The organism is Xanthomonas sp. NCPPB 3200 (assembly GCF_056393585.1).
The window spans coordinates 1857932-1884447 of sequence record NZ_CM150785.1 but is presented as its reverse complement, the minus strand read 5'-3'; the positions used below and the strand labels follow the sequence as shown (position 1 = coordinate 1884447).

Here is a 26516-nt window from a genome sequence, read left to right as displayed (position 1 = left end):
GTCATGAGTGCTTCTATTGTCTTGCAGCCCGGCCAGGTCACGCTGGCGCAGTGGCGTGCGCTGTATCGCGGCGCCGGCGTCGTGCTGGACGACGCCTGCGCGGCCGCGGTGCTGCGCAGTGCGCAGACGGTGGAGGCCATCGTGGCGCGCGGCGAGCCGGTGTATGGCGTCAATACCGGCTTCGGCAAGCTGGCCAGCGTGCGCATCGAACGCGAGGACCTGCAGACCCTGCAGCGCAATATCGTGCTCTCGCACGCCGCCGGGGTCGGCGAGCCCACCCCGGTGCCGGTGGTGCGGTTGATGATGGCGCTCAAGCTCACCAGCCTGGCCCAGGGTGCTTCCGGGGTACAGCCGCAGACGCTGGCATTGCTGGACGCGATGCTGCGCCTGGGCATCACGCCGGTGGTGCCGTGCCAGGGCTCGGTCGGTGCCTCCGGCGATCTGGCACCGCTGTCGCACCTGGCCGCGGTGATGATCGGCGTCGGCGAAGCCTTCGTCGGCGGGCAACGCCTGCCTGCCGCCGACGCGCTGGCGCAGGCGCAGCTGCAGCCGCGCGTGCTGGGCGCCAAGGAAGGCCTGGCGCTGCTCAACGGCACCCAGTTCTCCACCGCCTGCGCCTTGGCCGGCCTGTTCGAGATCGAAACCGTGTTGCAGGCCGCGTTGGTCACCGGCGCGCTGTCGGTGGAAGCGGCCAAGGGCTCGGACACGCCGTTCGATGCGCGCATCCATGCCTTGCGTGGCCAACCGGGGCAGATCGCCATCGCTGCCGCGCTGCGCGCGCTGATGGCCGATTCGAGCATCCGCGAATCGCACCGGCTCGGCGATGTGCGCGTGCAGGATCCGTACTGCCTGCGCTGCCAGCCGCAGGTGATGGGCGCGGCGCTGGACATCATGCGTCAGGCCGCCCGCACGCTGGAGACCGAGGCCAATGGCGTCTCGGATAACCCGCTGGTGTTCAGCGATACCGGCGAGGCGTTGTCAGGCGGCAACTTCCACGCCGAGCCGGTGGCCTTCGCGGCCGACATGCTGGCGATGGCGGTCTGCGAAATCGGCTCGATCAGCGAACGCCGCACCGCGATGCTGGTTGACCCGGCCTTGTCGGGCCTGCCGGCGTTCCTCACCCCGCGCCCGGGCCTGAATTCCGGTTTCATGATTCCGCAGGTCACCGCTGCGGCCCTGGTGTCGGAAAACAAGCAGCGCGCGTATCCGGCCAGTGTCGATTCGATCCCGACCTCGGCCAATCAGGAAGATCATGTGTCGATGGCCGCGCATGGCGCGCGGCGTCTGCTGGCGATGGCCGAGAACGCCGCGCACGTGATTGGCATCGAACTGCTGGCGGCCGTGCAAGGCTGCGACTTCCATGCGCCGCTGCGCTCCAGCGCCGCGCTGGAAGCCGCGCGCGCCCTGCTGCGCGCGCAGGTACCGACCCTGCAGGACGACCGCTATTTCCATCCCGACATGCTGGCGGCCAGTGCGTTGGTGCGTTCGGGCGCGCTCGCGCAGGCGGTCGCCATCGCCTTGCCAGGCGTGGAGCAGCACGCATGACGCGCCACCTCGCAGCCGCTGGAATGAGCTCGGCAGCGTCGTGTCCGCGCGTGCAAGGTCTCGCGTCACTGCCGAGCGCGCATCTGCGCGACGAACATGCACTGCGGCCGATACGCGCGCGCGGACTGCTTGCGCGTCAGGCCGTGGTGCGCGCCGGCCGGATGCAGGCACGACATCGTCGCGTCCTGACGATCGCACCAGCACAAGGCGCACCGCGATGAGTGCCCTGCCCTGGCTCGAGATCCACCGCGGCGATGCGCCGCTGATCCTCAGCTTCCCGCATACCGGCACCGAGCTGCCCGAGGAGATGGTCGACCAGTTCGTCTCGCCCTGGCTGGCACGCCGCGATGCCGATTGGTGGGTGCATCAGCTGTACGACTTCGCGCAATCGCTCGGCGCCACCACCGTGCGCACCGCGATCTCGCGCTCGGTGATCGACGTCAACCGCGATCCCAGCGGAGCGTCCCTGTACCCGGGCCAGAACACCACCGGCCTGTGCCCGCTGACCACCTTCGACAACCAGCCGCTGTATGCCGACGGCGCCGAACCCGACCAAGCGCAGATCGCCTGGCGCCGCACGCAGTGGTTCGACCCCTATCACGCTGCGCTCGCTGCCGAGATCGCGCGCCTGCGCACGCAGCACGCCAGCATCGTGGTCTACGACGCGCATTCGATCCGCTCGCATATTCCACATCTGTTCGATGGCGAGCTGCCGCAGTTCAACATCGGCAGCAACGACGACCGCAGTTGCGATCCGGCCCTCGCCGATGCCGTGGAGCAGCTATGCCGCAGCAGCGGCTCGAGCACCGTGCGCAACGGGCGCTTCAAGGGCGGCTGGATCACCCGCTATTACGCGCAGCCCGGGCATGGCGTGCATACGCTGCAGATGGAGCTGGCGTGCCGCGGCTATATGCGCGAGCCGGACACCATCACCCCGCAGAACTGGCCCACGCCCTGGCTCCCCGCGCATGCGGTCGCACTACGCGCGGTGCTGCGCCACGTGCTGCTGGCCTGCCTGCAGTTTGCCAATACCACCGCTCACTCCTCCGCCACCACGCCGCCTGCGGCGCACCGTTGATTGCAAGGAAACCGGCATGACCCGTCACGATGCAACCCGCGTCATCCGCGCCGCCACCGGCACCACGCTCACCGCAAAAAGCTGGCTCACCGAAGCGCCGCTGCGCATGCTGATGAACAATCTGGACCCGGACGTGGCCGAACGCCCGCAGGAACTGGTGGTCTATGGCGGGATCGGCCGCGCCGCGCGCGACTGGGAATCCTTCGATGCGATCGTCGCCGCGCTGACGCGCCTGGACGACGACCAGACCCTGCTGGTGCAGTCCGGCAAGCCGGTCGGGGTGTTCCGCACGCATGCCGATGCGCCGCGCGTGCTGATCGCCAACTCCAACCTGGTGCCGCGCTGGGCCAGTTGGGAGCATTTCAACGAACTCGATCGCAAGGGTCTGGCGATGTACGGCCAGATGACCGCCGGCAGCTGGATCTACATCGGCGCGCAAGGCATCGTGCAAGGCACCTACGAAACCTTCGTGGAAATGGGCCGCCAGCATTACGGCGGCAGCCTGGCCGGCAAATGGCTGTTCACCGGCGGCCTGGGCGGCATGGGCGGCGCGCAGCCGCTGGCCGCGGTGATGGCCGGCGCCTCGTGCCTGGCGGTGGAATGCCGCCGTTCCAGCATCGACATGCGCCTGCGCACCGGCTACCTGGACACCTGGACCGACGACCTGGACGAAGCGCTGCGCCTGATCGAGGAATCGTGCACGGCGAAGAAGCCGCTGTCGGTCGGCCTGCTCGGCAATGTCGCAGACGTGCTGGACGAACTGCTGCTACGCGGGGTCAAGCCGGACCTGCTGACCGACCAGACCTCCGCGCACGACCCGATCAACGGCTACCTGCCGCAGGGCTGGACGGTGGAGGAATGGGACGCGAAACGCGTGAGCGCACCGAAGGAGGTGGAAGCGGCCGCGCGCGACTCGATGGCCAACCACATCCGCGCCATGCTCACCTTCCACGCACTCGGCGTGCCCACCGTCGATTACGGCAACAACCTGCGCCAGATGGCGCTGGAAGCAGGCGTCGACAACGCGTTCGACTTCCCCGGCTTCGTGCCCGCCTATATCCGGCCGCTGTTCTGCCGCGGTATCGGTCCGTTTCGCTGGGTCGCGCTCAGTGGCGATCCGGACGACATCGCCAAGACCGATGCCAAGGTCAAGGAGCTCATTCCCGACGATGCGCATCTGCACCGCTGGCTGGACATGGCTGCCGAAAAGATCGCCTTCCAGGGCCTGCCTGCGCGGATCTGCTGGGTCGGTCTGGGCGACCGCCATCGGCTCGGCCTGGCCTTCAATGCGATGGTGCGCAGTGGCGAACTGAAGGCGCCGGTGGTGATCGGCCGCGATCATCTGGATTCGGGCAGCGTCGCCTCGCCCAACCGCGAAACCGAAGCCATGGCCGATGGCTCGGATGCGGTCTCCGACTGGCCGCTGCTCAATGCCTTGCTCAACACCGCGTCCGGTGCGACCTGGGTGTCGCTGCATCACGGCGGCGGCGTCGGCATGGGCTTCTCGCAACACGCCGGCATGGTCATCGTCTGCGACGGCAGCGAGGCAGCCGACAGACGCCTGGAGCGCGTGCTCTGGAACGACCCGGCCACCGGCGTGATGCGCCACGCCGATGCCGGCTACGCCATCGCCACCGACTGCGCGAAGCAAAAAGGCCTGGATTTGCCCGGCATTCTCGGCTGAGGATTCTCGGCCCCGGCTGTTTCGCCGACCGCGTGCACGCCACACGCGGTCGGCATGCAGCACGCGGAGATCACCGGTTGTGGGCGCAGCGTCCACAGCAGGCGACGACGATCCGCTGCGTTCTGCCGGCGGCTTCCAGCTCCATCACGGTCTACTTGCAGGCCGATGCAGCAGCGGCCAGCAATGCGTTGTCATCGAGCACCGGTGCCGCCCCGCTTGCTGGATAGGCGGCTGCGATCGCCTTCGCCGCGCGATCGGCGTCCGCCTGGATATACCACTGCGACGACGGCGGCAGCGAACGCCCGCGCACCGCCTGCTCGAAGCGATACTGTCCCCAGTAGATCGCCAACGGCTCTTCCAGCGCGTTGAGTGGGTTACGCAAGGTGGCCGCATCCGGACACAGCCGCACGAAGTCGGCAGCGAGCATGCGTTTGCGCGTCGAGGGCTGCCCCGCAGACAGGTAGTGACTCAATTCATGCAACACGATCGGCGCCCAGTCCATCGAGGCCGTGCCGGTACGCGCATCATGCTGCGAATACAGCAGCATGGTGCGTCCACGTACCTTGGCCTGGGTGGTGTCCGTCTCCGGCCACCAGACGAATCTTGCCTGGAATACCGCAGGCTCCGGTACCGTAAAGAACGCCCGCATCTGCGCTGCCAACCGCAAAACGTTGGGGTTGGACAGTTCCTCGCCCAGCTCGCGCGCCTGTTGCTCGAAGCGCGGTGCAACGGCGACCAGGTGCCTGGCGCGCGGAACGAAGCGGGCAAAATACGCGCGCAACATCGCCTGGTCGTCTGCCGACTGCTCGGCAATGGCGGCGTCCGCTGAGGCCTCGAATCCCGCATTCCCGAGGAAATGCCGGGAGAAAGGATCTACCTCACGGGTGGCATCTGGCGCAAACACACGGTCGAGCACCTCCAGATCGTCGTCCTTTGCCAGCCCCGAGGTGCGCCGACGGAAAGCTGCGTAAGCCACAAGCGCTGCACGATCGGCCGGGTCCAGCCCGCCATGGGTTTCGAAATAGCTGCGATAGACGGGCGCCGTATAGCCGGGCAACCAGTCCGACAGGTTATCCAGCAGGTTGAACAGGTCCGTGGCCTCGCTGTAATCCACCTGCACGGGTGCCGATGACGGCATGGCCGGCGCGGCCTGCACGGTGGCACACATCACGACCCAGATCAGTCCGGCTGAGCGGACGCGCCGCAGCGTTGGCGGCCAGCGATCGATCCATCTGCGCATGCAAGGCTCCGGGCTGGCGGGTGCGCTGATTCGAGCATGCCGGGATACCGCCCGCCACGTGCCTTTGGTCAGGGGGCGCGACAGCTTCCGGCGTCGGGTTGCAAGCGAGGACATCGTTGCCCATCACATTCTCGGCGATTGCCCTCAAGTCCGCCGCGTGCAGGCCGACAAGGTATGCAACGTTTCGAGGACTCTCCATGGGCATCTTGATCTACCTGGTGCCTGCATTCGCGCTCTGGGCGCTGATTGCCACCGTGCTGGCGTTCGTGCGTGGCCGGCAGCTGCGCGCCGAATCCGGCCAGCTCGCCAGCACCCAGGACAGCCTTGCCCGCTACCAGGCCGCGCTCTCGCAGGCGAAGGCGCGTGCGGCCGCCAGCGTGCTGGAGCTGGAATCGCTGCAGCGCAGCTACACCATCCTCAAGCAATCGCTGGAGCAGCAGGAACAGACGGCCGCCGAACAGGCGCCGGCTGCCGACAGCCAGGTGATTCCGATGGTGATGGTGCAGCGGCTGGATATCGCCAACGAGATCGGCACGTTGTTCGCGCACGTCGCACGGGTGGCACGCAGCCTGCGCCGCTACAGCGCCTACAGCCGCGGCCACACTGCGCCGGAACCGGCCACCGCCCGTTACGACCTGCACTGGCTGGCCGATTGCCTGCACAGCTTCGACCAGATCGGCTATGCCCTGTTGCGCGGCAACGTCGCGGCGCTGATCACCGCCTGCCAGGATCTGCTGTCGATGTACGACCACTATCTGAAGGACGGGTCTGGCTACAACAGCCGCGACACCTTCCAGCGCCTGAGCAGCGATGTGCCGCTGTCGGATGCCACCGATGCCATCCGCTCGATCATCGTCAAGGCGACGCTGGCGCAGGATGTGCGCGATGCGGTGATGGAGGATGCGGTTGCGGCTAACGTTGGGTGAATCGGGAATCGGGAATCGGGAATCGCAAGAGCGTGGGTGCGGGGTTCTGTCAGGTCAACGGGTAATTGACCGCTACTCGATGCAGGGTGTTTGGCGAGTGCTGTGATGCGATTGCCCATGAAAAAAGCGCACCGCTTGCGGTGCGCTTTTTCGTTTCAGGCCTCGGGAATGGCCGGCTTGCCTTGGTTGGCGAGCTTGGTCCCTGCCTGCGTCATGGTGCCTGCTGCGGCAGCGCGTAGGCCACCACGGCATCGCCTGCGGGCGTTTCCATGAAGTGGTGGCCGCCGGCCATGATCACCAGATACTCGCGGCCGTTGTAGGCGTAGACCATCGGGTTGGCCTGGCCGCCGGCCGGCAGCTTGGCATGCCACAGCTCCTTGCCGGTGGACAGATCGATGGCGCGGATCAGGTCGTCGGTGGCTGCGGCAATGAAGATCAAGCCACTGGCCGTCACCACCGAACCGCCGTTGTTGGGCGTGCCGATCTCGATCGGCAGACCCGAGCGGATGCCGAACGGACCATTGCCGCGTGCGCTGCCGAACGGGCGGTCCCAAAGGGTCTTGCCGCTGGCCAGATCGATCGCACGGATGCCGCCATACGGCGGCTGCTTGCACAGCAGCTTGGTGAACGGCAGACGCCAGCCGGCGTTGACGTTGATCGCATACGGCGTGCCGGCCTGCGGATCGCCCGCGCCTTCTGCGCCACCGGCATCGCCGCGCACTTCATCGCGCGGTGCCCAGCCCAGTTTGTCGGCCTTGGCGCGCGGCACCAGCAGGTTGTAGTTGGGCATGTCGTTGTAGTTGGCCACGATCACGCCGCGCTGCGGATCCACCGACACGCTGCCCCAGTCCGAACCGCCGTTGTAGCCAGGGTATTCGATCGAATGGCGGTCGGCTTCCGGCGGCGTGTAGATGCCCTTGTAGCTGGCCTTGCGGAACTGGATGCGGCAGACCAGCTGATCGATCGGCGTCATCCCCCACATGTCGCGCTCGGTCAGATCCGGCTTGCGCAGCGTGTGGTACAGCGAAAACGGCTGCGTCTTGGCACGCATCTGCGGCTCCACGCCACCGCCTGGCACTGCGCGTTCTTCCACGCCCACCAGCGGCTTGCCGGTACGCCGATCCAGCACGTACAACTCGCCCTGCTTGCTCGGCAACAACACCGCCGGCACGTTGACGCCGCCCTTGGGGAAGTCGATCAGGCTCGGCTGCGAGCCCAGGTCGTAATCCCACGCATCGATATGCGTGGTCTGGAAATTCCACACCGGCTTGCCGGTGGTGACATCCAGCGCCACCAGCGAGGTCGCGTAGCGATTCTCCTGCGGCGTGCGCGAGCTGCTCCAGTAATCGGCGGTGGAGTTGCCCATCGGCAGATACACATAGCCCAGCTGTTCGTCGGCCGCGGCGGTGGTCCACATGTTCGGCGTGCCACGCGTCCAGGTCTGGCCCGGCGGCGGTGCGCCGTTCCAGTCCGGATGGGTCATGTCCCAGGCCCAGCGCAATTGGCCGGTCACCGCATCGAAACCCTCGATCACACCGGACGGCTCGTAACGCTTCTGCCCGTCCAGCACCTGATGGCCGGTGACCACCACCCCGCGCACGATGGCGGGCGGCGAATTGATCGACACATAACCCGGCGGCGTCTGCCCCATGCCGACGGTGATGTCGACCTGGCCGTTGTTGCCGAAGTCCGTGCACGGCTTGCCGCTACGCGCATCCAGGGCGATCAGGCGGCCATCCAGCGTGCCTTCGATGATGCGCGTGCGGCACAGCGGCGCCCCATCCGCTGCCACTGCTGCTGCTGCGTCGTTGGCTGCCGCCGGCACCTGGTAGTACGACACACCGCGGCAGGCGGCCGTATACGGAATCGCCTCGTCCTTGACCTTGGGATCGTAGCGCCAACGCTCCTTGCCACTGGCGGCATCCAGCGCGATCACCTGATTGCGCGCAGTACACAGATACAGGCTGTCGCCCACCTTCAGCGGCGTGGTTTCCGCACCCCAGCGCTTGCTCGGCAGGTCGCCGGTGTGGAAGACCCAGGCCTGCTTCAATTGCGCAACGTTGTCGCGGTTGATCTGCTGCAACGGCGAATAGCGCTGCCCGGCCTGGCTGCGTCCATACGCGGCCCAGTCGTCGTCGGCAGGCGCATTGCCCGGCTGCCCGTCGGCGGCGGCCGGCGCTGCAGACGCGCTGCGCTTGACCAGGCCCGCGGCCATGCCGGCGGCGTGTGCCAGCGCGCCATCGGCCTCGGTCACCCCAAACGGCACGAAGGCGAGCGCGAAGGCCACCACGAACACCGCCGCCAGAACGCCGGCCACGCTGCGCGACACCGCACGCGACACCGGGCGCTCCAGCTTCGGCAGCAGCAGCGCCAGCACGAACGCCAGGCCGACGATCAAGCCCAGCCGCGGTACCCAACGCCAGTAGTCGCTGCCCGATTCCCACCATGTCCACGGCAACGTCGCCGCCACCACTGCGGCAAACCACCACGCGCCCGCATTGCGACGGCGAAACAGCAATACGCCGGCGATCAGCAAGGCCGCGCCCGCAGGCGCGTAATACCAGGAGCCGCCCAGCGCGGCCAGCCGCACGCCGCCTGCCAGCAGCACGGCGCCCAGCACTCCAATCACGCCTCCCAACGTCGCCAGCGCCCAGTGGCCGCGACGGGAAGGACGATGCAATGTTGTCATCAGTTATTCCTCTTCGATCTGCGGCGACGCAACGCCGCCGCACCACCCCCAACCTTCGACCCGCTGCGGTGAAAAAACCGCGTTCTTTGCGAACGCCGTCGAAAAACACTGCGTTGCAGATGTCATCGCGTGCAATAAAAAACGCCGGCTGTGCGCCGGCGTTTTTCTTCAGCTGCGTTGCTTGCCAGATGCGATCACGCTTCGGTCGGTGGCAGGTCGCCTGCACTTGCTGCCGGTGCAACCGCTGCATCGTCCAGCACGTCCTCGGCCTCATCCAGCGAGGCATCCAGGCGTTCGACCGCCTGCAGCTTTTCGCCCTTGGACAAGCGGATCAAGGTCACGCCCTGGGTATTGCGACCCACGCGCGAGATCTCCGAACCGCGGGTGCGCACCAGCGTACCGCCATCGGAAATCAGCAGCACTTCGTCGGTGGCGCCCAGCAGCACCGCACGCACCAGCTTACCGTTGCGCTCGGTGGTCTGGATGCCGATCACGCCCTGCGTGCCGCGGCCCTTGCGCGGGTACTCGGTCAGCGGGGTGCGCTTGCCGTAGCCGTTCTCGGTGGCGGTGAGGATGTAGGCCATGTCGTCGCTCTCGGCGACGTCGATCACCTCTGCCTCGACACCGTCCGTGCTCTCCACCACGTCCTCGACACCCTCGTCCTCGACATCGCCTTCGATGCCGCCGGCACGCTCGGCCACGATCAGGCTGACCACTTCTTCGCCCTTGGTAAGACGGATACCGCGCACGCCGGTGGCGGTACGGCCCATCGAACGCACGGTGGATTCGCCAAAGCGCACGGTCTTGCCGTTGGAGGCGAACAACAACACGTCGCGATCGCCATCGGTCAAGGCCACACCGACCAGCGCATCGCCCTCATCGAGGTTGATCGCGATCTTGCCGCGTGCCAGCCGGAACGCGAATTCGCTCAGCGGGGTCTTCTTGACCGTGCCGTTGCGCGTGGCAAAGAACACATAGCGGTTGTCGGCGTATTCGCGCACCGGCAGCACCGCCTGCACACGCTCGCCGGGTTCCAGCGGAATCCAGTTGATGATCGGACGGCCACGCGCATTGGAGCCGGCCTCCGGCAACTGGTACACCGGCAGCCAGAACACCTTGCCGCTGCTGGTGAAGGTCAGCAGCGTGTCGTGCGTGTTGACCAGCCACAGCTGGTCGATGAAATCCTCTTCCTTGGTCGCCGCCGCCGACCGGCCACGGCCACCACGGCGCTGCGCACGATACGCGCTCACCGGCTGGCGCTTGGCATAGCCGGCATGCGAGAGCGTCACCACCACGTCTTCCGGCGAAATCAGGTCCAGGATGTCCAGATCTTCTTCGCTGTGACGGATCTCGGTGCGGCGTTCGTCGCCGTACTCCTCGCGGATGTTGATCAGCTCGTCGCGGATCACCTGCAGCAGCACGTCCGGGTTTTCCAGGATGCGGATCAGGCCCTGGATGACCTCGAGCAACTGCTTGTACTCGTCGGTCAGCTTTTCCTGCTCCAACCCGGTCAGGCGATGCAGGCGCATTTCCAGGATCTGCGAGGCCTGCACTTCACTGAGCTGATAGAAGCCGTTGGCCAGGCCCACGCCCGGCGCCAGATCTTCCGGCTTGGAGGCTTCGGCACCGGCGGCGCCCAGCAGCGCACCGACCAGACCCGGTTCCCAGGTCTTGGCCAGCATGCGCTCGCGCGCTTCCTGCGGGTTGGCCGAGGTCTTGATCAGCTCGATCATCTCGTCGATGTTGGCCAACGCGACGGTCAGGCCTTCCAGCACGTGCGCACGCGCACGCGCCTTGCGCAGTTCAAAGATGGTGCGGCGGGTGACCACTTCGCGGCGGTGGCGGATGAACGCCTGCAGCATCTGCTTGAGGTTCATCAACTGCGGGCGGCCGTCGATCAGCGCCACCATGTTGATGCCGAACACTGACTCCATCTGGGTCTGCTGATACAGGTTGTTGAGCACAACCTCGGCCGACTCGCCGCGCTTGACCTCGATGTAGATGCGCATGCCGTCCTTGTCGGACTCGTCGCGCAGCTCGCTGATGCCTTCGAGCTTCTTTTCCTTGACCAGCTCGGCGATCTTCTCGATCAGCCGCGCCTTGTTCACCTGATACGGAATCTCGGTGACGATGATCGCTTCGCGGCCGTTGTCGGCCACTTCCACATCGGCCTTGGCGCGCATGCGCACGCGGCCACGGCCGGTGCGGTAACCGGCAGCGATGCCGGCGGTGCCGTTGATGATGCCGGCGGTGGGGAAATCCGGGCCGGGGATGTATTCCATCAGGCCTTCGACATCCAGCTCCGGCGTGTCGATCAAGGCGATGCAGGCGTTGATCGCCTCGGTCAGATTGTGCGGCGGGATATTGGTGGCCATGCCCACCGCGATACCGGCCGAGCCGTTGACCAGCAGGCTCGGGAACCGGGTCGGCATGACCGTCGGCTCCTGTTCCTTCTCGTCGTAATTGGGCTGGAAATCGACGGTTTCCTTGTCGATGTCGGCCATCAGCTCATGCGCCAGCCGCGACATGCGCGACTCGGTGTAACGCATCGCCGCGGCGGAGTCGCCATCGACCGAACCGAAGTTACCCTGGCCGTCCACCATCATGTAGCGCAGCGAGAATGGCTGCGCCATGCGCACCAGCGTGTCGTACACCGACTGGTCGCCGTGCGGGTGGTATTTGCCGATGACGTCGCCGACGATACGCGCCGACTTGAAGTAGGCCTTGTTGCTGTGTGCGCCCAGCTCGTGCATGGCGTACAGGACGCGACGGTGCACGGGTTTGAGGCCATCACGGGCATCGGGGAGTGCGCGGCCCACGATCACGCTCATCGCGTAATCGAGATAGCTCTTGCGCATCTCGTCTTCCAGATTGACCTGGATGATTTCCTTGGCGGTTTCTGCCATTCGGGTTCCGTAAGTGAGGTGGCGGGCGAGCCGGAAAGCCGCGTCGGGGGCGCCCTGACAACAGGCTGCCGACCCCACGCTCCCGCCGATCGATTCAAGCCCCGGATTGTATCACGAAGGGGCACCACGATGCCGCCGGTTTACCGGCCAGAAACAAGCACTTGCAGGATTTTGACGGGACGATGCGGCGATAGTGCGCCGCACTGGCCTCAGCCGCCGAACGCCGCCTGCATGCGCGCCAGGTCCGGCTGCGCGATCACCCCGCGTTCGGTGACGATCGCATCGATCAGGCTGCCGGGGGTGACATCGAACACCGGATTCCAGGCATTGATGCCATCGGCCACCGTGCGCACGCCGCCGACCCCGAACAATTCGCCCGGGTCGCGCTGCTCGATCTCGATCTGATCGCCGCTGGCGGTGTCCATGTCCACCGTGGACGACGGTGCCACCACCATGAACTTGACGCCGTGGTGGCGCGCGGCGATCGCCAGCTGATAGGTGCCGATCTTGTTGGCGGTATCGCCGTTGGCGCAGATGCGGTCGGCACCGACGATGACCCACTGCACCAGCCCGGACTTCATCAGATGCGCGGCGGCCGAATCGGCGATCAGGGTCGCGTCGATGCCGTCCTGCTGCAGCTCCCACACGGTCAGGCGCGCGCCCTGCAACCACGGCCGGGTCTCGCCGGCAAACACCTTGGCGATGCGCTGCTGCGCCATGCCGGCACGGATCACGCCCAGCGCGGTGCCAAAGCCGGCGGTGGCCAGCGAACCGGTATTGCAATGGGTCAGCACGCCGCTGCCGGTCTCGATCAACGACGCACCCAGCGCGCCCATATGCCGGTTGGCCGCCAGGTCTTCGTCGGCGATGGCCTGCGCCTCGCGCGCGATCACCTCGCGCCAGTCGGCACCGGCAGCGCCGAGCACGCGACGCATGCGCATCAGCGCCCAGGCCAGGTTGACCGCGGTCGGACGCGCGGCATTGAGCCGCAACAGCGCCGGTTCGAGCTTCTGCAGGGCCGCACTGCCGTCGTCGGCAACGATGTCGCGCGCCGCCAGCACCACGCCCCACCCGGCCGCAATGCCGATCGCCGGCGCGCCGCGCACGGCCAGCGAATGGATCGCCTCGGCCACGGCATCGCTGGTGTCGCAACGTACATGCTCGACCACGAAGGGCAGCTTGCGCTGGTCGAGCAGTTCCAGGGCATCGCCCGTCCACAGCAGCGGGCGGATATGGTCGTAGCGGGCGTAATCGATATGGGCGCTGTCGTTCATCCGGACATTGTAAGGCGCGCGGGCAGCCCAGTCAGTGGCCGCATCGCTCGGCCCGCCGGCGATGCCGCAAACCGAACTGGTCGAGTGCGCGGTGCCCGCACCGCGCCAGAGAGTTGGCCGGCTGCTTCTTGAAAGCCCGTTGCGCAGCCTGCGCGAGGCGGATGAGAAGTTGGCAGGTGGCGTGTTGAACGCCTTTCAGTTGCCCGGCTTGCAATGGCAAGGCAAAGAGAAGCTGGCCGACGCACAGTGATCCAACCAGCGCACGTCATGCCCAGCTTGCACCATGCACACCGACCATCCCGACGGGTCCTTGCCCGCCTACCGTCGCGGGACCTTACGCGGCATGGATGCCGCGTAAGCGCCTACAGGGACGTACTTGCGGCGTGTCCCGCGATGGTGGGCAGGCAAGGGCCCTGCAGAAAACCCGCAGATCGCCCGCTCCACACCCGACGCATCCGCACCCCGTTCAATCACATCTCAAGACAACTGGGAGCTTGAGCTTCAGCGTGGTCTGGATGTTCCAAGCAGAGCTGGTTGAGGGCTAGACACCCTCACCAGCCTGGTCGCGTGCTGACGGGGCCACGGCGCCGGCTACGCCCACCTATGCGATGGAGAGCAGCGGCTTCGTCAGTCCATCAGTCGACGATGAACTCGGCGCGGCAGCCGTCGTTGACCCACACGCCGTCGCGGCTCCAGCCCCAGGTCTGGCCTTCCACGCATTCCTTCTTGGAGATCTGCCGGCCCACACGCACCTGGCGCTCCACCGAGATCCCGCAGGTGCGGCGTGCGCCCTTCTTCGATTCACAGGTCACCATGCGTGGCATGGCCACGAACCCGGAACCGTCCTCGGCAGCGACCTCGAATTCGCCATCGCAGCCGCGCGAGACCCAGATTTCGTTACGGCGCGCACCCCAGCTGCGGCCTTCCTTGCACGGCCACACCGAGCGCTGGCGCAGCAGGCGCACAGGCGCACCACGCAGCACCACCGGGCATACCACCTTGCCGCCGTTGGAATCGCAGCGCACCACGCGGCGCATCTGCGGAGCGCTCAGCGCCCGTGCGGTCGCAAACTCCGCACGGCAGCCCTGTTCAACCCAGACGCCACCGCGTTCGATGTCCCACTCGCTGCCACGGATGCAACTGGTCTCGGACAGCTGGCGCACCAGCTGGACGCCGTGCTCGGTATCCATCGGACAATGCACGCGCGCCATATCCTTGGACTCGCAGCGCACCACGCCGGCGGCGCGATCCGCTGCACGCGCATCGGCCAGCATCAGCAGCGGCAAGCACCACAAACCGCATAAGCTGATCAGCCACTTCATGCCGACAATCCTCACCCAAACACACTCTGCGCCGCGCCCCCGTGGACGCCACGATGAGAGCATCATCGATGTGAAGATAGCAATACGGTGGCGATGACAGCGGGATGGCACCGGGCGCGCGCCCGGTGCCGCGCAGACACTGGGTACCGCCGTGGGTCAGGCGCGGGCGAAGGCGAAGGCCAGCACATCGGCAATCTGCGTGGTGCCACGCATGGCCATCAACAGCCGGTCCACACCGACCGCCACCCCCGCGCAATCGGGCAGTTGCGACAACACCGCCAGCAGCCGCTCATCCACCGGCAGCTGCGGCAATCCGCGCGCCGCACGCACCGCGTTATCGCGCATGAAACGCGCCCGCTGCTCCTGCGCATCGTTGAGCTCGTGGTACCCGTTGGCGACCTCGTAAGCGCCCAGATACAGCTCGAAGCGCTCGGCCACCGGCGGCTCCCCGGGGCGGATGCGCGCCAACGCGCACTGGCTGGCAGGCCAGTCGTGCACCACGGTCAGCGTGTCGCTGGCAAAGCCCGGCTGGAGGCGATGGGTCATCAGCAGATCCAGCCAGTCGTCGCGGGTCAGGCCATCCGGATCGATGGCGATGTCGTGTAGCGGTGCGCGCAGCGTTTCGATCGGATCGCGCAACGGGTCGATGCCCAGCGCCTGCACGAACAGCGCGCGATAGCTCAGCACCTGCACCTGCGCCTGGCGCCCGACCAGCGCAAGCGCGCGGCGCACCAACTCAACGGTCTCCTGCGCCAGGGCGCGATCGTCCCAACCCACCCGGTACCACTCGAGCATGCTGAACTCGGGATTGTGGCGGCCGCCGGCCTCGCCATTGCGGAACACCCGCCCCAGCTCGTAGCAATCGCCCACCCCGGCCGCCAGCAGCCGCTTGAGCGGATATTCCGGCGAGGTGCGCAACCAGCGCACCGGCGCGCCGGCATCGACATGGCCGCTGAAGCGCGTGCTGAAGCTGTCGATATTCGGCTCGGTGTTGCCGGCCTCCGACAGCACCGGCGTCTCCACTTCCAGCACGTCGCGCTCGGCGAAGAAAGCGCGGATCAGCGCGTTGAGCCGCGCGCGCAACCGCAACGCGTCCAGATCGACCTGCATCGTAGTCATGGTTGCTGGCCCTGCTCGCCGAGGAAGGCCAGCAAGCGCGCCTCGTCCCAGATCTCCACGCCCAACGACTGCGCCTTGTCCAGCTTTGAGCCGGCTTCTTCGCCGGCCACCAGAAACGCGGTTTTCTTGGAGACGCTGCCGGCGACCTTGGCACCCAGCGCTTCCAGCCGTTGCTTGGCCGCATCGCGGGTGAGCGCGGCCAGGGTCCCGGTGATCACCACGCTCTGGCCGTCGAGCGGGCCGGTTTGCAGCGCGTCGGCGTCGGGCAGACGCGACAGCACCGTTTCCATCGCCTGCTGCGCAGCGCTTGCCAAGGCCGCATTTTCCGGCCGCTCCAGCCATTGCAGCAGCGACGCCACCACCGGCGCGGGAACGCCGGCCTGCAACAAGGCATCGGACCCGGCGCTGCGCAGCGCATCGAAGGAGGCCACCGCGGCAGCCAGCTGCTGCGCACGCACCGGCGTCACCTTGGGGATATCCATGTCCTGCAGCACGCTGGCAAAGCTCAGCGCCTCGCGCAGTTTAGGTGATGGCGGATGCGCATCGCCGATGCGCACGCCACGTTGCAGCAGGTCGTCGATGGCCTGCTGATTGCCGGGCTGGTCGAAGAAGTGCCCGAGCGAGCGCGCCACCTCGCCACCGATGTCGGGCACGCGCTTGAACAGCGGCCACGGCAGATGGCGGATCAACTCCAGATCGCCGAACCACGCCGACAAGGCCTTGGCGGTGCTCTCGCCGACATGCTCGATGCCGAGCGCAAACAGGAAACGCTCCAGCGTGGTATCGCGCGATTGCTCGATCGCCTCGATCAGGTTTTCCGCCCATTTGGTGGCGATCTTCTTGCGGTTCCAGTCGAACGCCGGCAGCCCGGCGCGCAACAGATCCGCCTGCCAGGTGTGCGGCGCCTCGCGCTCGCCGGCCAGGTCCACACCGATGCCGACCACGGTGTTTTCCAGCTGGCCGTACGCACCGCTGGCCAGATGCTCGCGCGCCTCGCGCAGGAACGCGTGCGGGCTTTCGGCAGTGCTGATCATGCGCAATTGCAGCAGCTGGTCCACGTTGAGCAGATACAGATCGGCCACGCCCTGCACCACGCCACTGTCGACCAGCACCTCGATGAATTTTTCGCCCAGGCCATCGACATCCATCGCGCGGCGCGAGACGAAATGCCGGAACGCTTCCTTGCGCTGCGCCGGGCAGGTCAGCTCGCCGGAGCAGCGCCACACCGCCTCGCCTTCCTCGCGCACGATCTCCGACCCGCAGACCGGGCAGTGCGTGGGCATCTGCCATGGCTGGGTGCCGGGCGGCCGTTGATCGGCAACCACGCCGGCCACTTCGGGAATCACATCGCCGGCACGCCGCACGATCACCGTATCGCCCACGCGCACATCCAGCCGCGCGATCTGGTCGGCGTTGTGCAGCGTGGCGTTGGTGACGATCACCCCGGCCACGTGCACCGGCTTGAGCCGCGCCACCGGCGTGGCCGCACCGGTGCGGCCAATCTGGATCTCGATCGCCTCCACCGTGGTGGACTGCTCCTGTGCCGGGAACTTGTGCGCGATCGCCCAGCGTGGCGCACGCGAGACAAAGCCCATCTCGCGCTGCCCGGCCAGATCGTCGAGCTTGTAGACCACGCCATCGATATCGAAGGGCAAGCCGTCGCGCGCCTCACCGATGCGGTGGTAGTACGCCAACAGGCCGTCGCTACCCTGCACCACCTCGACCAGGGCGCTGACCGGGAAACCCCATGCGCGCAACTGCGCCAGGATCGCCGAATGCGTCTGCGGCAACGCACCTTCACTCACTTCGCCCACGCCATACGCAAAGAAACTCAGCGGGCGCTGCGCAGTGATGCGCGCATCCAACTGACGCAGCGAGCCGGCAGCGCCATTGCGCGGATTGGCCAGCACCTTGCCGCCCTGCAGGCGCATCTGCGCGTTGTAGGTCTCGAAGGCGGCGCGCGGCATGTACACCTCGCCGCGCACCTCCAGTACCTGCGGCCAGCCTTCACCACGCAGGCGCAGCGGAATCGCCTTGACGGTGCGCAGATTGGCGCTGACATCCTCACCGGTGGCGCCGTCGCCCCGCGTTGCGCCCTGCACGAACTCGCCGTTTTCGTAGCGCAGGCTGATCGCCAGGCCATCGAGCTTGGGCTCGGCCGAGAACAGCGGCTGCTTCACCTCCAGCCGCTCGCTGATCCGCCGTACGAACTCGGTCACTTCCTCGTCGCTGAAGGCATTGCCCAACGACAGCATCGGCAGGGCATGGCGCACTTCTGCAAAGCGCGACGCGGCCAGGTGGCCGACGCGCTGGGTCGGCGAATCGGCGCTGGCCAGCTCCGGGTGCGCCGCCTCCAGGGCCTCAAGTTCACGCATCAGGCGGTCGTAGTCGACGTCGGCCATCTGCGGCTCGTCGAGCACGTGATAGCGGTAGTTGGCGTCCTCGATACGATGACGCAGGGCGTCGATGCGCTGAGCGGGATCCGGGCTGACAGTCATACGATCGCTGGGCTGGCTCTGGGCCGCCCATTCTAACGGGCCGTGCCGGTGTGCAAGTGCTGCCGGACCGCCGACCAAATCGCGCGACAGCGAGCCCGGCAGCGATTTCCCGATAGGCAGACAGGCACAAACCCGCTAGCGTGGCGCCCTCTTTGCCTGCTCGCCTGGAGCTCACCGTGCCGTTGCCCGTTTCGCGCCGTTCGTTTCTCAGCCTTGCCAGCGTTGGCGTGGCGATCTCCGCACTGGGACTGGCACCGGCAGCCGAGGCAGCCCGCAAGCGTGCGGCTGCGCCGGCCAAGCCAGGCGTGGCGCCGGCAGCGGGCGCGGTGTTTCTCAATCTCAACGAACATCCGCTCGGCCCCTCGCCCGCCGCAGTGGACGCGGCAACGCGCTCGCTGGCACGTGCAGGCCGCTATCAGTTCGAGATGGAGCAGGACCTGCGCAACCTGATGACCGGCGAGCTGCAACTGCCCGGCGACCATCTGGCGTTCTTTCCCGGCTCCAGGGACGCACTGCTTCGTGCCGGCAGCCTGTTCACCTCGGCACGTGCCGGGCTGGTGGTGGCCGACCCGAGCTTCGACCCGATCATCGACAGCGCCACCGCCCGCGGCGTGCCGGTACGCAAGGTGCCGCTGCGGGCCGATGGCGCGCACGACGTCAAGGCGATGGCCAAGGCCGACCCGTCCGCCGGCCTGATCTACCTGTGCAACCCCGGCAACGCCAGCGGCGCCATCACCCCGCGCGCCGACATCGAGTGGCTGCTGGCCAACAAGCCGGCCAGCGCAGTGCTGGTGGTCGACGAGGCGTATATCCACTACAGCAACGAGCCGTCCATGGCGGACCTGGTGCGCCAGCGCCAGGACCTGATCGTGCTGCGCAGCTTCTCCAAGCTCTACGGCATGGCTGGCCTGCGCCTGGGCGCCGCGCTGGCGCCGCCGGGGCTGCAGACCAAGCTCGCCAGCCTGGGCAGCAACCCGTTGTCGGTACCGGCAATGGCCGCCGGCATCGCCAGCCTGCGCGACCCGCAGCTGGTGCAGACCCGCCGCGCGGAGAACGCCCGCGTGCGCGACGACACCATCGCCTGGCTCAAGAGCAAGGGCTACACCTGCCTGCCCACGCAGGCCAATTGCCTCCTGCTCGACGTCAAGCGCGACGCTGGCGTGTTCGCCGATTCGATGCAGAAACAGGGCGTCATCGTCGGCCGCAGCTGGCCGATCTGGCCCAAGCGCGTGCGCGTGAGCGTCGGCACCGAGGCGGAGATGCTGCGCTTTCGCGAGGCGTTTACCAAGGCCAAGCGCTGATCGCCAAGCACAGAGTGGCCATCACTTCCCCTCTCGGGAGAAGGTGCCCCGAAAGGGCGGATGAGGGTGCGCCTAAGAGATCTACCATCACCTGTAATGACAAACGCGTCGCCACGCGCCATCAGACCTGAATCACCGACTGCTGCACTGCTTCGCCTCCGTACCCTCACCTCAACCCCTCTCCCGCCGGAGAGGGGCGTTGATTTCCTATCGCGTGGGAGTTGGAAACGGCGCGGCAGCATTCGGACGCAGCACGCGCCGGATCCACACGTAGCTGAGCGCAAACGTCAGCGCCATCGACACCGCAATCCACACCAGGAGCTGGCGCAGCATCGGCGGGCCCTGAAAGATGCGCGCGTAGTAGCTTGCATCCAACAGCGCGATCGCATGCGGCAGGAAGACAGTGACGATGGGCGTTGGCACTGGCGCAACCAGCAGCGCCACTGCAGCGGCAAACCCGATCGACCTCCATTGCGCGCGATGTGGGCTTGTCGACGCGCCTTTGCGCAAACGCAGCGCAATCCGCGACGCCATCCATAGCAGCGGTGCGGCCAGGATGGCCCACACCGCCAGCAACATCAGCACCGCCAGCGCGCCCTGCAAGCTCCACATCGTTCACCTCTACGCTAGAACGCGTCCTGCGGCAGGTCGCGACTTAGACCGCGTATGGACGACTCACGGTCGGGATGACTCGCGGTCAATGGCTCGCAATCACTGACTCAGCGACGCTCGATCACCAGCGGTGCGCAATCACCACCCACGCACATCACAAGCAGCGCACACTTGAAAGCAATACGCACTCACCAGCGCGGCGACTTGGTCAGCGGCGGTGCCTGGTGCTGGCGATCGTAGGCGCGCAGTTCGTCGCGGATATGCGCCACGCGCTGGCGGCCCAGCGCATTGCGGCTGTCGTCCAGCACCACGCCGTCGAGCAGTTCAGCCATGCGCTGCACGGTCGGCAGCATCTTTTCCCAGGCATCCAGCGCGGTCATCGGCGCCGGCAAGGTGAGGAAGAACGCAATCGCCGGGGTCTGCATCTCGCGGATGTTGGCCATGTCGAAGCTGCCGGGCTTGAGGATGCTGGCCATGCTGAAGATAGGCCCGCGCTCCGGATGCCCCTCCACCAAACGGTGGAAGACATTCATGTGACCGAACACCAGCCCGGTCTTCTCCGCAGCGACCACCACATCTTCGCCGCGCAGCACCTGGCCGGCCTTGGCGGCCACGAACAGCGAGACGATCTTGTCGAAATCCTGGTTGGGCCGCTTGCCGACATCGTTGCCGCCGGCCGTATCGGCATCGTCCAGGTTCAGTTCGCTTTGCTCGGCGCCTTCATTGCGCTCGAACGGGTCGCCCTCCACGCCAGGCTCGCTGGAGATCACCGGCTCGCGGCGCTCGCGCGGTTGCCCGTCGTCCTTGTCGACCCGGCGCCCTTGCGGCGATTTTTTCGGGCGACCAAACAGGAAGATGGCCGCGACCAGCAGCAGTCCAGCGATCAAGATCCCGATCCGGATCATGGCCATGTCGGACATTCAGCGTGCCTCCGCATAAGAGTGACAGGTGTCGATATTCCGACAAGCATGGCACGTCATGCCGCACCCGCCAAACGTGCGGCCTCTTCCAGGTCCACGCTGACCAGTCGACTGACGCCCGGCTCACGCATGGTCACGCCCGAGAGCTGGCGCGCAGCCTCCATCGTGGCCTTGTTGTGGCTGACGAACAGGAACTGCACCTTCTCGCTCATTTCCCGCACCATGTTGGCCAGGCGGCCGACATTGGCTTCGTCCAGCGGCGCGTCCACCTCGTCGAGCAGGCAAAACGGCGCGGGATTGAGCTGGAAGATCGCAAACACCAGCGCTACCGCGGTCATCGCCTTCTCGCCACCGGACAGCAGCGAGATGCTGGACACGCGCTTGCCCGGCGGGCGCGCCATGATGGTCACGCCGGTGTCGAGCAGGTCTTCGCCGGTGAGCTCCAGATACGCATGACCACCGCCGAACAGGCGCGGATACAGCGCCTGGACGCCGGAATTGACCCGGTCGAAGGTGTCCTTGAAGCGGCCGCGGGTTTCGCGGTCGATCTTGCGGATCGCCTCTTCCAGCGTCTCCAGTGCGGTGTTGAGATCCAGATTCTGTGCGTCCAGATATTCCGAACGCTGCGCCGCTTCGCCGTACTCCTGGATCGCGGCCAGGTTGACCGGTTCCAGCCGCCGCATGCGGCCGTCGATCTGGCCGACCGCGGCTTCCCACTCGGCCACGTTCGCGGCTTCCGGCAACCCATTGACGACGTCCTCGAGCACGAAGCCGGCTTTCACCACGGCGGCCTCTAATTGCTCTGCGCTGAGCACCAACGCCTGCTGATCGAGCTTGCGCTGGGAGATGCGCTCGCGCTGGGCCAGCGCCTGTTCGTCGCGCTGCTGGCGGGTCTGCTCGTAGCTGCGCAGCTCGCCATCGATGCTCTCCAGCATGGTGCGCGCTTCGCTCAGCACGCGCTCGGTGCGCACACGCTCGCTCAACGCGGCCTGGTGCTCGTGCTCCAGCGTTTCCACCGGCGAGTCGCCGTCGCTGAGCTGGGCGACCAGGTCCTCCAGGCGCGTATCGAGCTGGCCGCGCTGGCTGTCCATACGTTCCAGCGTCTGGCTCAGCGAGGTGATCTGGGTACGTTGCGATTCCAGCGTCAGTGCCAATGCATGCATCGCATCGCGCACGCCACGTGCGGCATCGCGGGCCTGATCGCGTGCATCGGTGAGCTGACGGCGTTCGTTCTCCAGCGCCTCGCGAGTGCCTTGCAGGTCGCCCATCAGGGTCACCGCGTCTTCGAGCTTGGCGCGTGCCTCGCGTGCCTGCTCGCGGCTGGTGTCCAGTGTTTCCAGCAGCTGCGACAATTCGTTTTCGATGCGTTCGATGCGCGTGCGCGCGGCATCGACCTTGCCCTGCTGGCTCTGCAGCTGGCCGGCCAGCTCGGACACACTGCGGTGCGCCATGTACAACTGGCGCTGCGCATCTTCGCGTTGCTGCTCGGCCGCCAGCAGTTGCTCGCGGAAGCTGCCCAGGCGCTGCTCGAGTTCGGCCTCGCGCTCCTGCAGCGTTTCGATCTGCGCACGCAGCTCCTGAATCTCGCGCTCGCGCAGCAAGGCGCCCTGCTTGGCGGCACCGGAGCGCGACACCCGCACCCAGCCCTCGCCCAGCCGCTCGCCGCTGCGGGTGATGACCGAATCGCCTTCGGGCAGGCTACGCTGCAGCGTGCGCGCGGCCTCCAGATCCTCGGCCGCGTGCAGGCGCGCGAGCAGGCGACGGATCGCGATCGGCCCCTGCACCTTGGCCGCCAGCGAGGTCGGCGCGAAGCTCGCGTTGTCGCTGGCACCGGACACCAGCGCGATGCGGCCCTCGCCCAATTCGCCCAGCGCATCGACCAGTTGTTCCGGCGCATCCACCAGCACGCCTTCGATCAACTGCCCCAACGCGCCTTCCACCGCGTTTTCCCAGCCGCTTTCGACTGTGATGCGCTCGCCGACACGTGCGGCAGAATCCAGCCCGCGCGACTTCAGCCACGCCACTGCGGCGCCCTGCTCCTGGCCGAGTGCGGCCTGCTGCAGGGTTTCCAGCGACGACAGCCGACCACGCGCGGCCTGCGCCTGCTTGCGCACGTCGGCCAGTTCGCCCTGGCTGGCGCGCTGTTGTTCCTGCAGCCCGCCGAGCGCGTGCTTGCGCGCTTCGACCTGCTCGGTCAGCCCGTCCAGCGAGGTCTTCTGGGTTTCGTGGCGCAGCTCGATCTGCTCGAACGCCTCGGCCAGCGCATCCAGGTCCAGCCCGGCGCGCTCGTTGACCAGCGCTTCGCGGCGGCGCTCGGCCTCCAGGGACTGGCGATCGAGATAATCGACGCGCGTGCGCTCCACTTCGCCGGCACGCGAGGCTTCGCCGGTGTCGCGGTTATGGGTTTCCCAACGCTGCTGCCAGTCGGCCAGGCGCGCCTCGGCCTCGCGTAGCGACTCCTGGCGGAATTCGTGGTCCTCGCGCAGCTGTTCCAGTTGCGGTTCGGCAGCGTCCACCGCCTCGCGCAATACCGCCAGCCTGGCCGAATCGCCGCTGATGTGCTGGGTCAGCTCCTGCAACTGGCTCTGCGCCTCGTCACGCGCCTTGTGCAGGCGATGCGAGAGTTCGCGCTGATGCTGGATCTGCTGCTCGATGCGCGCCAGTGCGCCACCGACCTGATAGACATCGGCCTGCGCCTTGGCCACCGCTTCGGCGGCTTCCTCGCGACGCGCGCGCCCGGTTTCGATCCGCGCCTCGGCATCGCGCTGTTCGGCGATCAATTGCTGCAGCCGGGTCTCTTCTTGATTCAGTTTTTCGCGCAGGCCCTGTAACCGGCCATCCAGGCCGCGGTATTCCAGCGCCTTCCACTCGGCGTCCTTGATCCGGCGCTCTTCCTGCAGGGCCTGATACTGCTCGGCCTGGCGCGCCTGGCGCTGCAGATGCGCCAGCTGCTTGGTGATCTCTTCGCGCAGGTCGCCCAGGCGATCGAGGTTCTCGCGGGTATGCCGGATGCGCGTTTCGGTTTCCTTGCGGCGCTCCTTGTACTTGGAAATGCCGGCGGCTTCTTCCAGGTACACGCGCAGGTCTTCCGGGCGCGCCTCGATGATCTGGCTGATCATGCCCTGCTCGATGATCGAGTAGCTGCGCGGCCCCAGGCCGGTGCCCAGGAACAGGTCGGTGATGTCGCGGCGCCGGCACTTGGTGCCGTTGAGGTAGTAGGCGCTGTTGCCGTCGCGGCTGACCAGGCGCTTGACCGAGATCTCGTTGAACGAGGCGAACTCGCCGCTGATGGTGTGATCGGAATTGTCGAAGATCAGCTCCACCGTCGCCTGCGACACCGGCTTGCGCGCCGAGGAGCCGGAGAAGATCACGTCGGTCAGCGAGTCGCCACGCAGGCGGCTGGCCGAACTTTCGCCCATCACCCAGCGCACCGCGTCGATGATGTTGGACTTGCCGCAGCCGTTGGGACCGACGATGCCGGTCATGTTGGTGGGCAGGTGCAACGTGGTCGGGTCGACGAACGACTTGAAACCGGACAGTTTGATCGTGGACAGGCGCATGGGACTGAAGGTTCCGGGCACCGCACGGGCGAGGCCGGCAGGCGCTTTTTCCTGTGAAGCCGCCTCCTAAGCCCTTGATCCACAAGATCTATGGGCCGTGGAACCGGCAATGGAGCATGAGTATAGCGGCCCTGGCATCGCTGGCGTGGCCGCAGAAAAACGAAGGGCGCCTAACCAGGCGCCCTTCGGGTACAGCGTGCAGCGTGGATCAGGCGTCGGATTCGACGATGACCTTGACCGAGGTTTCCACATCGGCGTGCAGGTGCAGCACAACGTCGTACTCGCCGACATTGCGGAATGCGCCTTCGCCCAGGATCACTTCGCTCTTTTCCAGCGGCAGGCCGGCGGCGGTGAACGCCTCGGCGATGTCGCGCGGGCCGACCGAGCCGTACAGCTTGCCTTCGGTCGACGCATGCGCGCCGATGGTGACGCTGGCGCCTTCGAACTTGCCGGCGCGGCTCTGTGCGTCGGCCAGGATGGTGTTGGCCTTGGCTTCGTAATCGGCACGCTTGGCTTCAAATGCTTCGACGTTGGCAGCGGTGGCCGGAACGGCCTTGCCCTGCGGCACGAGGAAGTTGCGGCCGTAACCCGGCTTGACGCTGACCTTGTCGCCCAGGCCGCCGAGATTGGTCACTTTCTGCAGAAGAATCAGATCCATGGTGGTGCTCCGTTATTCGTTAGCGCCGGCACTTTGGCCGACGCAACGTTTGCTGTCCGAAAAGACGGGATTCGGGAATCGGGATTTGGGAATCGCAAGAGCACGATCAACACCGCATCTCGAATGACCGGCCTCTATATTTTTAATAACCCGCACATGGATGTGCGGGCTCTTGTGAGGGACTCACATACAACCGTGCGGGCTCTTGTGAGGAACTCACATCAACGACTCGGATTAAACGTCGTGATTGTCCGTGTACGGGATCAGCGCCAGGAAACGCGAGCGCTTGACGGCCGTGGCCAGCTGACGCTGGTACTTGGACTTGGTACCGGTCACGCGGCTCGGCACGATCTTGCCGTTCTCGGTGAGGTACTGACGCAGGGTGTTGAGATCCTTGTAATCGATCTCTTTCACGCCCTCGGCGGTGAACTTGCAGAACTTGCGACGACGGAAGAACTTGGACATGACAGCGCTCCTTAAGCGGCTTCGGCGTTGTCGCCGTCGGTATCGGTGGCGGCAGGTGCAGCATCGCCCTCATCGTCATCGCGACGACGACGCTCGCTACGCTCGGGCTTGTCGCCCTTCTCGTCCTTGCTCTTCATGATCAGCGACTGCTCGGTGTCCGGGCCATCGCGCTTGACGACCAGGTGACGCAGCACCGCATCGTTAAAGCGGAAGCTTTCCACCAGCTCGCTCAGCACGGCCTGGTCGACTTCGATGTTGAGCAGCACGTAGTGCGCCTTCACCAAGTTCTGGATCGGGTAGGCCAGCTGACGACGGCCCCAGTCTTCCAGACGGTGGATGGTGCCGTTACCGCCCTCGATCAGCGACTTGTAGCGCTCGATCATGGCCGGGACCTGCTCGCTCTGATCCGGGTGGACCAGGAACACGACTTCGTAATGACGACTCATGTTGTATTACCTTTCGGATGTGGCCACGTGGGCCGGACAGCTCCCCGGTGACCCGCGCACGGCGGCCGGTGGAGCAAGGATTCCCACCCGGAACCAGGCAGGAAGCAGGAAAGTATGGCAGTTCAGGCGCTTAGCCGCAACCTGGCCGAGCCAGCGGGCGAGCCCACGAACAGGACATCTGCGCAGCGACTGCTTGAGCCCGTCTCCCACCGGGGCGATAAGGCACCGCTTGCGCGCCACTGGCGCGCGTGCCTTGGAACGCCCGCGCCGCAG

Annotated in this window: 19 protein-coding genes; 6 read left to right on the top strand and 13 right to left on the bottom strand. The window is 66.6% G+C overall.

The genetic code is table 11. The annotated features are described in order from the left end of the window. Positions 1-3 precede the first annotated feature (3 nt). From hutH to hutU, 3 genes are all read left to right on the top strand, one after another. The gene (hutH, locus tag AC06DU_RS08170) at positions 4-1545 is read left to right on the top strand and encodes a histidine ammonia-lyase (RefSeq protein ID WP_478204011.1); all 1542 of its coding nucleotides are present in this window, start codon (positions 4-6) and stop codon (positions 1543-1545) included. Positions 1546-1762: 217 nt separating this feature from the next. Continuing rightward, on the top strand, positions 1763-2623 hold the full coding sequence (gene hutG / locus AC06DU_RS08165) for an N-formylglutamate deformylase (protein WP_478204009.1): 861 nt from the start codon (positions 1763-1765) through the stop codon (positions 2621-2623). Between the two features lie 16 nt (positions 2624-2639). Next, positions 2640-4307, top strand: coding sequence for a urocanate hydratase (hutU, locus tag AC06DU_RS08160; protein ID WP_039527941.1), 1668 nt, complete (start codon positions 2640-2642; stop codon positions 4305-4307). A 151-nt stretch (positions 4308-4458) separates the two neighbouring features. Here hutU and AC06DU_RS08155 read toward each other — a convergent pair whose 3' ends face one another. Then, positions 4459-5547 (bottom strand): hypothetical protein, encoded by a 1089-nt coding sequence (locus AC06DU_RS08155; protein ID WP_478204007.1) that lies wholly within the window; start codon positions 5545-5547, stop codon positions 4459-4461. A 197-nt stretch (positions 5548-5744) separates the two neighbouring features. Between AC06DU_RS08155 and AC06DU_RS08150 the strand changes: the two genes are divergently transcribed. Continuing rightward, positions 5745-6473 carry a hypothetical protein gene (locus tag AC06DU_RS08150; RefSeq protein ID WP_039527945.1) on the top strand — a complete coding sequence of 243 codons (729 nt, stop codon included), beginning with the start codon at positions 5745-5747 and terminating at the stop codon, positions 6471-6473. A 211-nt stretch (positions 6474-6684) separates the two neighbouring features. Here the strand turns inward: AC06DU_RS08150 and AC06DU_RS08145 are convergent, their stop codons facing one another. From AC06DU_RS08145 to mtnA, 3 genes are all read right to left on the bottom strand, one after another. Beyond that, a complete protein-coding gene (locus tag AC06DU_RS08145; RefSeq protein ID WP_478204006.1) occupies positions 6685-9162 on the bottom strand; it encodes a membrane-bound PQQ-dependent dehydrogenase, glucose/quinate/shikimate family in 2478 nt (825 codons plus the stop codon). 194 nt (positions 9163-9356) lie between these two features. Next, entirely contained in the window at positions 9357-12068 is a 2712-nt protein-coding gene (gene gyrA / locus AC06DU_RS08140; protein WP_039520640.1) for a DNA gyrase subunit A, read from the bottom strand. A gap of 209 nt (positions 12069-12277) precedes the next feature. Then, the gene (gene mtnA, locus AC06DU_RS08135) at positions 12278-13342 is read right to left on the bottom strand and encodes an S-methyl-5-thioribose-1-phosphate isomerase (RefSeq protein WP_039812638.1); all 1065 of its coding nucleotides are present in this window, start codon (positions 13340-13342) and stop codon (positions 12278-12280) included. Between the two features lie 34 nt (positions 13343-13376). Here mtnA and AC06DU_RS08130 point away from each other — a divergent pair, with 34 nt between their 5' ends. Further along, positions 13377-13592: a hypothetical protein gene (locus AC06DU_RS08130; RefSeq protein ID WP_478204004.1), complete on the top strand. Its 216-nt coding sequence runs from the start codon at positions 13377-13379 to the stop codon at positions 13590-13592. Positions 13593-13977: 385 nt separating this feature from the next. Here the strand turns inward: AC06DU_RS08130 and AC06DU_RS08125 are convergent, their stop codons facing one another. The 3 genes from AC06DU_RS08125 to ligA form a co-directional block, all read right to left on the bottom strand. Further along, positions 13978-14664 carry a DUF3011 domain-containing protein gene (locus AC06DU_RS08125; protein WP_102580948.1) on the bottom strand — a complete coding sequence of 229 codons (687 nt, stop codon included), beginning with the start codon at positions 14662-14664 and terminating at the stop codon, positions 13978-13980. Positions 14665-14820: 156 nt separating this feature from the next. Further along, positions 14821-15783 (bottom strand): EF-P lysine aminoacylase EpmA, encoded by a 963-nt coding sequence (gene epmA / locus AC06DU_RS08120; RefSeq protein ID WP_478204003.1) that lies wholly within the window; start codon positions 15781-15783, stop codon positions 14821-14823. Continuing rightward, positions 15780-18281 carry an NAD-dependent DNA ligase LigA gene (gene ligA / locus AC06DU_RS08115; RefSeq protein ID WP_478204002.1) on the bottom strand — a complete coding sequence of 834 codons (2502 nt, stop codon included), beginning with the start codon at positions 18279-18281 and terminating at the stop codon, positions 15780-15782. Before ligA ends, epmA begins: the two co-directional genes overlap by 4 nt. A 176-nt stretch (positions 18282-18457) precedes the next feature. On the opposite strand from ligA, the gene AC06DU_RS08110 reads away from it, so the two are divergent. Next, on the top strand, positions 18458-19582 hold the full coding sequence (locus tag AC06DU_RS08110) for a pyridoxal phosphate-dependent aminotransferase (RefSeq protein WP_228912393.1): 1125 nt from the start codon (positions 18458-18460) through the stop codon (positions 19580-19582). A gap of 207 nt (positions 19583-19789) precedes the next feature. On the opposite strand, the gene AC06DU_RS08105 is transcribed toward AC06DU_RS08110, so the two are convergent. From AC06DU_RS08105 to rpsF, 6 genes are all read right to left on the bottom strand, one after another. Next, positions 19790-20194 carry a hypothetical protein gene (locus AC06DU_RS08105; protein ID WP_478204001.1) on the bottom strand — a complete coding sequence of 135 codons (405 nt, stop codon included), beginning with the start codon at positions 20192-20194 and terminating at the stop codon, positions 19790-19792. A gap of 188 nt (positions 20195-20382) precedes the next feature. Beyond that, positions 20383-21114: a cell division protein ZipA gene (gene zipA / locus AC06DU_RS08100; protein WP_065032401.1), complete on the bottom strand. Its 732-nt coding sequence runs from the start codon at positions 21112-21114 to the stop codon at positions 20383-20385. 56 nt (positions 21115-21170) lie between these two features. After that, on the bottom strand, positions 21171-24674 hold the full coding sequence (gene smc, locus AC06DU_RS08095) for a chromosome segregation protein SMC (protein WP_054592266.1): 3504 nt from the start codon (positions 24672-24674) through the stop codon (positions 21171-21173). Between the two features lie 208 nt (positions 24675-24882). Continuing rightward, positions 24883-25332 carry a 50S ribosomal protein L9 gene (gene rplI / locus AC06DU_RS08090; RefSeq protein WP_016904199.1) on the bottom strand — a complete coding sequence of 150 codons (450 nt, stop codon included), beginning with the start codon at positions 25330-25332 and terminating at the stop codon, positions 24883-24885. A 234-nt stretch (positions 25333-25566) separates the two neighbouring features. Then, positions 25567-25797: a 30S ribosomal protein S18 gene (rpsR, locus tag AC06DU_RS08085; RefSeq protein ID WP_005991243.1), complete on the bottom strand. Its 231-nt coding sequence runs from the start codon at positions 25795-25797 to the stop codon at positions 25567-25569. 11 nt (positions 25798-25808) lie between these two features. After that, the gene (gene rpsF, locus AC06DU_RS08080) at positions 25809-26243 is read right to left on the bottom strand and encodes a 30S ribosomal protein S6 (protein WP_006451585.1); all 435 of its coding nucleotides are present in this window, start codon (positions 26241-26243) and stop codon (positions 25809-25811) included. Positions 26244-26516 lie beyond the last annotated feature (273 nt).